Genomic DNA, 5821 nt, shown 5'->3' with positions numbered 1-5821 from the left:
ACTTTCGCACCGCCACCGTCATCACGACGCTCCTGACCCTGGGGGACATGCTGGAGGAGTGGACGCACAGGAGGTCCCAGGAGAGCCTGGGCGACAGCCTGACGCTGAAGGTCGATCAGCTCTGGATCAGGCGCGACGGGTGCGAGGTCCAGATCCCCATGAAGGAGCTCGCCATCGGGGACTGCGTCGTCGTCCGAACGGGCAGCGTCATCCCGGTGGACGGCGTCGTCGTGGACGGGGACGCCATGGTCGATCAGTCGGCGATGACGGGCGAGTCCACCGCCATCCGGCGCACGCCCGGCCTCTCGGTCTACGCCGGAACGCTCGTCGAGGACGGGGAGCTCGTCGTTCGCGTCACGGCCTTTGACAGCGATACGCGCATCCACAGGATCGCGGCGATGATCGACGAGTCGGAGGGCCTGAAGGCGGAGGTCCAGAGCCGGGCGGAGAGGATGGCGGACGCCATCGTCCCCTGGAGCTTCCTCCTGGCGGGCGGCATCTACTTCCTGACGGGAAGCGCCGTGCGGGCCGTCTCGGCGCTGCTCGTGGACTACTCCTGCGCCATCAAGCTCGCGACGCCACTCGCGATCCTGGCGGCCATGCGCGAGGGCCTGAAGCGCGGCGTCTTGATCAAGGGCGGGCGATTCCTCGAGGCGATCGCCTCCGCCGAGACGTTCGTCTTCGACAAGACGGGGACCCTGACGGTCTCCACCCCCTCCGTGGCGGAGGTGGTCCCCTTCGAGGGATACGACCGCGACGAGGTCCTGCGGACCGCGGCCTGTCTGGAGGAACATTTCCCCCACTCCCTGGCGCGGGCCGTCGTGAGGCAGGCGGAACTTGAGGCGCTGTCGCACAAGGAGAAGCACTCCACCATAGAGTACATCGCGGCCCACGGCATCGTGTCCCACATCGGCACGGACAGGGTCCTGCTGGGGAGCGCGCACTTCGTGTTCGAGGACATGGGCATCGTCCCCTCGCCCGAACAGCAGGCGATCATCGAACGAAAGCGGGGGGAGCGCTCCATGCTCTACCTGGCGATCGGGGACCGCCTGGCGGGCTTCCTCTGCATCGAGGACCCGCTGAGGCAGGACGCTGCCGAGACGATCCGGCGCCTTCACGACACGGGCGTCAAACGCGTCGTCATGCTCACCGGGGACAACCCCCACGTCGCGCGGGCCGTCGCCGGAAGGGTGGGGGTGGACGAGACGATGGCTCAGCTCCTGCCGGAGGACAAGACGAGGCTCGTCCAGCAGTGGAAGCAGGAGGGCGGCAGCGTCGTCATGGTGGGCGACGGCATCAACGACTCCCCCGCGCTGGCGGCCGCCGACGTCAGCATCGCCATGCGCAGCGGCGCGGACATCACCCAGGCGGTCGCGGACATCGTCCTGACGGACAACCGCCTGACGGCCATCGCGGACGCCCGGCTCCTGGGGGCAAAGGTCATGCAGAAGATTCGTCGCAACTACACCTTCATCGTCGGCGCCAACACGCTCCTCCTTGCGCTGGGGACGGGCGGCACCATCACCCCCGGCACGGCCGCGCTGCTGCACAACCTGGTGACGCTGGGAGCCGGCGCCTTCAGCCTGACGCCGCTTCTGCCCTCCCCTTCGACCTCCATGGAGGCAGACGCATGATCGAGAGCTTCATCGAGGGGCGCGTTCGCCTGCGCTCCCCCCTGCTGCACGACGAGGAGCTGGCCCGCCGCCTGAGCGAGGGGCTGCTCGCCATCGGGGGGGTGCGCCGGGCTCAGGTCAACCGGCGCACGCAAGGCCTGCTCCTGGAGTACGACAAGGACCGGCTTCCCCTGGAGCGCCTCGCGCCCGCCCTGCCGATCTTCGACCGCATCAACGCCCTCGAGCGCCGTCCCGCGGACGAACGCCGCGCCGCCCTTGATGCGGCGCTGACGGACCTGCGCCACCTGCTGGGCTGACGCCTACCGACCGCTGCATCGCTGCGCCGCGCCAGCGGCGCTTTTTTCATCTTCACCGCCTCCTCTCGCGCCCAACGCCCTGCACGGAAGGGGGAAAAGGGGGTAAAATGGTGTCGGTGCTTTTGAACGATCAATTTAAGGGTGATCTTACATGCAGGTCATTGCACAGACCATTTTACAGATAGCCTCCGACGTCCTGGGCGCTCCCCTGGCGGAGGAAACGGTCATGACGGACGTTCCGGAGTGGGACTCACTGAAGACGCTTCAGATCGTCATGGCCCTGGACGAGGCGGGCCTTTCCATCCCGCTGGAGAGGATCGCGGAGGTCAGGGGCGTCCCGGACCTGATCCGCTTCGCGCAGCAGTGCCATGCATGACCTCGTCGTCTACGGCGCCGGAGGCCTTGGGCGCGAGGTGGGAGAGATGGTGCGCCGCATCAACGAACGTCACCGCTTCTGGCGCCTCCTGGGCTTCGTCGACGACGGCGGAGCCTCCGGCGACCTGGGCGGCTCCGAATTCCTCGGCGGACTGGAGTTCATCAAGGGGTTCAACGGCCCTTTGGACGTCGCCATCGCCATCGCCAACCCGGCAGCGAAGCGCCGGCTCTACGAGACGCTGAAGCGGGACTGCCCCAACGTGACATTCCCCAGCGTGATCGACACGGAGGCCCGGCTGTCCTCCCGCGTGAGCCTCGATGAGGGCGTCATCATCTCCCACTTCTGCTCCGTCTCCGTGGAGGTCCGGCTGGGGCGGTGCGTCTTTCTGAACACGGGCACACACGTCGGCCACGACACCACGATCGGGGACTTCAGCTCCGTCATGCCTAACGTGGACATCTCAGGAAACGTGACCGTCGGGAGCGACGCGCTGATTGGGGTGAACTCCGCCATCCTTCAGGGGGTCGCCGTCGGCTCGGGCGCGACCGTCGGCATGGGGGCCATCGTCATGACGCCGGTGCCTGAGGGCTGCACGGTCCTGGGCAACCCGGCACGAAAGTTCTGAGGCGGGCCATGAGGCAGACCGACAACGGGCCGCTCATCCTCCTTGCGAACTTCACCGCCGAGAGCCTCGCCATGCGGCTCTGCGGCGAGGGCGTTGACGCCCGCACCACGCCGGGCTTCGACACGTGGCGCATGGAGCTCCTTTCGGAGACGTCTTCCATCTGGCAGGAGCCGCGGGGCGTGCTCCTGCTGCTCCTGCACGGGCCGGCGCTCTTCCCCGACGGGGTCGATGCCGGCTTCGCGGGCGTCCTCGACGACGCCCTGACCCTCATCCGGAGGGCGCGCGACGCACACCCGGACCGCACGCTGGTCGTCTCCACCCTGGACCTCCCCTCCCCGCCTGCGCTGCCCCTGGCAGCGGCGGACCCGGCGCGGGAGGCGTCCCATCGCTGGCGCTCCGGCCTGGCGGCCATGGACCTTCCCGTGCTGGACCTGGAATCCCTCGCCGCGGAGGTCGGCAGGGCGCGCTTCTACAACGCAAAGACGTGGTATTTCGGGGCCCTCCCCTTCTCGGCGGAGGGCGAAAAGCGCCTGGCGCAGGAGGCGTCCCGCGTCCTCCGCGTCCTGACCTGCAGCCGCAGGAAGTGCCTCGTGCTGGACCTGGACGACACGCTGTGGGGCGGCGTCGTCAGCGAGGACGGGCTGGAGGGCATCGCGCTGTCCGACCACGGCGTCGGGGCGGCCTACCGCGACGTTCAGGCCCTCGTCAAGGCCCTGTCGGCGCAGGGCGTGCTCCTGGCCATCAACTCCAAGAACGACGTCGAGGACGCGCTGCTGCCCTTTCGGAAACACCCGCACGCCGTCCTGCGTGAGGAGGATTTCGCCGTCGTCCGCGCCAACTGGCGGCCCAAGCCCGAAAACGTGCGGGACATTGCCGGCGCGCTCAACATCGGCATGGACTCCCTGGTCTTCATCGACGACAACCCGGCGGAACGGGCCGCCGTGCGCGCGGCCTGCCCGGAGGTGGAGGTCCCGGAGTTCCCGCCGGACACCTCCGCCCTGCCCGCCTTCATCCGCGAGGTTGCAGACCGGTTTTTCACCGCTCCGTGCCTGAGCGCCGAGGACGCCGGCAAGACCGCGATGTACCGGGCGGAGGCCAGAAGAGCGGAGGCGCGCGCCCACGCCTCGCTGGGGGACTACCTCGCCTCCCTGGAGATGCAGCTCAGCCTGCGCCCCCTGGGCGAGGAGGAAATCCCGCGGGCGGCGCAGCTCTGCGCCAAGACCAACCAGTTCAACCTGACGACGCGCCGCTACTCCGAGGCGGACCTTCGGGCCATGACGCAGGACGAACGCCGCAGGGGCTGGATCGCGGGCCTCAGCGACCGCTACGGGGACTACGGGCGCATCGCCCTCGTCATCGTCGAGTTGGACCGGGGGGGGACCTCCGCCTCCTTCGACACGTTCCTGATGAGCTGTCGCGCCATGGGGCGCGGGGTCGAGTCCGCTCTGCTTGCCTGGGTGGAGGAGCTGCTGGCCGCCGAAGGGGTCACCCGCCTCACGGGGCGCTACCTCCCCACGGCGAAAAACGGCCCCGTGAAGGACTTCTGGCGGGACATGGGGTACGCCCAGGACGGGGACGCCTGGACGCTCAGCGCCCCCTTTCCGGAAAGGAGGTCCTGCCTGTGCCGAAACTCCTGATCGTCACGACGGTGGCTTCAACGCTCAAGGCCTTCCTCCTGCCCTACGCGCGCCACTTTCGCGCCCTGGGGTGGCAGGTGGACGCCCTGGCGCGGGGAGCGTCCTCTGAGCCGGAGTGCCTCGAGACCTTCGACGCCTGTCACGAGGCCGCCTTCACCCGAAGGCCGTGGCAACTGAAGAACCTCAGGGCCATGAACCGCGCCCTTCGCGACCTCGTGTTGCGCGAGGGGTACGACATCGTACACGTCCACACGCCGGTGGCGTCCTTCGTCACGCGCATGGCCCTCCGGAAGCTGACGGGCCGAAAGCGCCCCAGGGTCGTCTACACCGCCCACGGATTTCACTTCTTCCGGGGAGGGCATCGACTGAAGAACCTGCTCTACTTCGCGCTGGAACAGAGGGCCGCCCATTGGACGGATTACCTGATCGTCATCAACCAGGAGGATTACGACGCCGCCTTCGCCCATGCCCTGGTCCCACCCAACCGGCTGGCGCTCCTCCCCGGCATCGGCCTCGACCTGGCGCTCTGGAATCGAACGTCCGTCAATGCAGCCGGCGAAAGCGATGTACGGCAGGAATTGGGCCTCGCCCCCTCGGACAAGATCTTCCTCATGGTGGCGGAGTTCAACCCCGGCAAGCGCCACCGGGACGCCTTGGAGGCTCTCGCCATCGCGGGGCGAAAGGACCTGCACCTGGCGTTTGCGGGCCGCGGCCCCCTGGAGGATGCGGTGCGGGAGCGCGCAGCAACGCTTGGGCTCCTGCCCCAGGTCCACTTCCTGGGGCAGCGAAACGACGTCCCCGCCCTGATGCTGGCCTCCCTGGCGACGGTGCTGCCCTCCGAGCGCGAGGGCTTGAACCGCAGTGTCATGGAGTCCCTCGCTCTGGGCGTCCCCGTCCTGGGTGCGGACGCAAGGGGCATCCGGGACCTCGTCACGGCTCCCTCGCGCGGCGCCCTCTTTCCCGTCGGCAAGCCCGCGGCCCTGGCGGCGGACATGCTGATGATGGCTACCGATCCGCCAACGGAGCGCCCCATCCCGGACCCGCGCTGGGACGTCCGGGAGCTCCTGCGATCCCATGAGAAGATATACTCTCTCCTTCTGAAAGAACGGGGGTAATCGGGCTGGCTGGTCGTAGTGGACCGGCCAGCCCCAGCACCACTGCGCCCCGCAGAGGAGGACGGGGCAGAACGGGATGGCCGAGCGGCGTAATGGGATGTGATACCAATTCAAGAGAGGAGTAGTTTTTGGCCCCCC

Annotated in this window: 6 protein-coding genes; all 6 read left to right on the top strand. The window is 68.4% G+C overall.

Features of this window, described 5'->3' with window-relative positions; translation table 11 throughout:
• Positions 1-1634: heavy metal translocating P-type ATPase (locus SY1_RS06860; protein WP_208873196.1), on the top strand; the 1634-nt coding region annotated here is incomplete at its 5' end.
• Entirely contained in the window at positions 1631-1930 is a 300-nt protein-coding gene (locus tag SY1_RS06855; RefSeq protein ID WP_015556592.1) for an HMA2 domain-containing protein, read from the top strand. The genes SY1_RS06860 and SY1_RS06855, both read left to right, overlap by 4 nt.
• A 151-nt stretch (positions 1931-2081) precedes the next feature.
• The gene (locus SY1_RS06850) at positions 2082-2306 is read left to right on the top strand and encodes an acyl carrier protein (RefSeq protein ID WP_015556591.1); all 225 of its coding nucleotides are present in this window, start codon (positions 2082-2084) and stop codon (positions 2304-2306) included.
• Entirely contained in the window at positions 2299-2931 is a 633-nt protein-coding gene (locus tag SY1_RS06845; protein WP_015556590.1) for an acetyltransferase, read from the top strand. The genes SY1_RS06850 and SY1_RS06845 overlap by 8 nt, the downstream gene beginning before the upstream one ends.
• 8 nt (positions 2932-2939) lie before the next feature.
• Positions 2940-4568 carry an HAD-IIIC family phosphatase gene (locus SY1_RS06840; protein WP_015556589.1) on the top strand — a complete coding sequence of 543 codons (1629 nt, stop codon included), beginning with the start codon at positions 2940-2942 and terminating at the stop codon, positions 4566-4568.
• Complete coding sequence (locus tag SY1_RS06835) at positions 4553-5683, top strand: glycosyltransferase (RefSeq protein ID WP_208873194.1); 1131 nt, start codon at positions 4553-4555, stop codon at positions 5681-5683. Before SY1_RS06840 ends, SY1_RS06835 begins: the two co-directional genes overlap by 16 nt.
• Positions 5684-5821: the final 138 nt, after the last annotated feature.

The organism is Fretibacterium fastidiosum (assembly GCF_000210715.1).
Taxonomy (GTDB): Bacteria; Synergistota; Synergistia; order Synergistales; family Aminobacteriaceae; genus Fretibacterium; species Fretibacterium fastidiosum.
The sequence above is the reverse complement of the archived record's forward strand: the minus strand, read 5'-3'. Positions and strand labels throughout refer to the sequence as shown.

Excerpts from the sequence above, each read along its gene's own strand:
- SY1_RS06855 (WP_015556592.1), top strand. The coding sequence starts at position 1,631 with ATGATCGAGAGCTTCATCGAGGGGCGCGTTCGCCTGCGCTCCCCCCTG.
- SY1_RS06850 (WP_015556591.1), top strand. The coding sequence starts at position 2,082 with ATGCAGGTCATTGCACAGACCATTTTACAGATAGCCTCCGACGTCCTG.
- SY1_RS06845 (WP_015556590.1), top strand. The coding sequence starts at position 2,299 with ATGCATGACCTCGTCGTCTACGGCGCCGGAGGCCTTGGGCGCGAGGTG.
- SY1_RS06840 (WP_015556589.1), top strand. The coding sequence starts at position 2,940 with ATGAGGCAGACCGACAACGGGCCGCTCATCCTCCTTGCGAACTTCACC.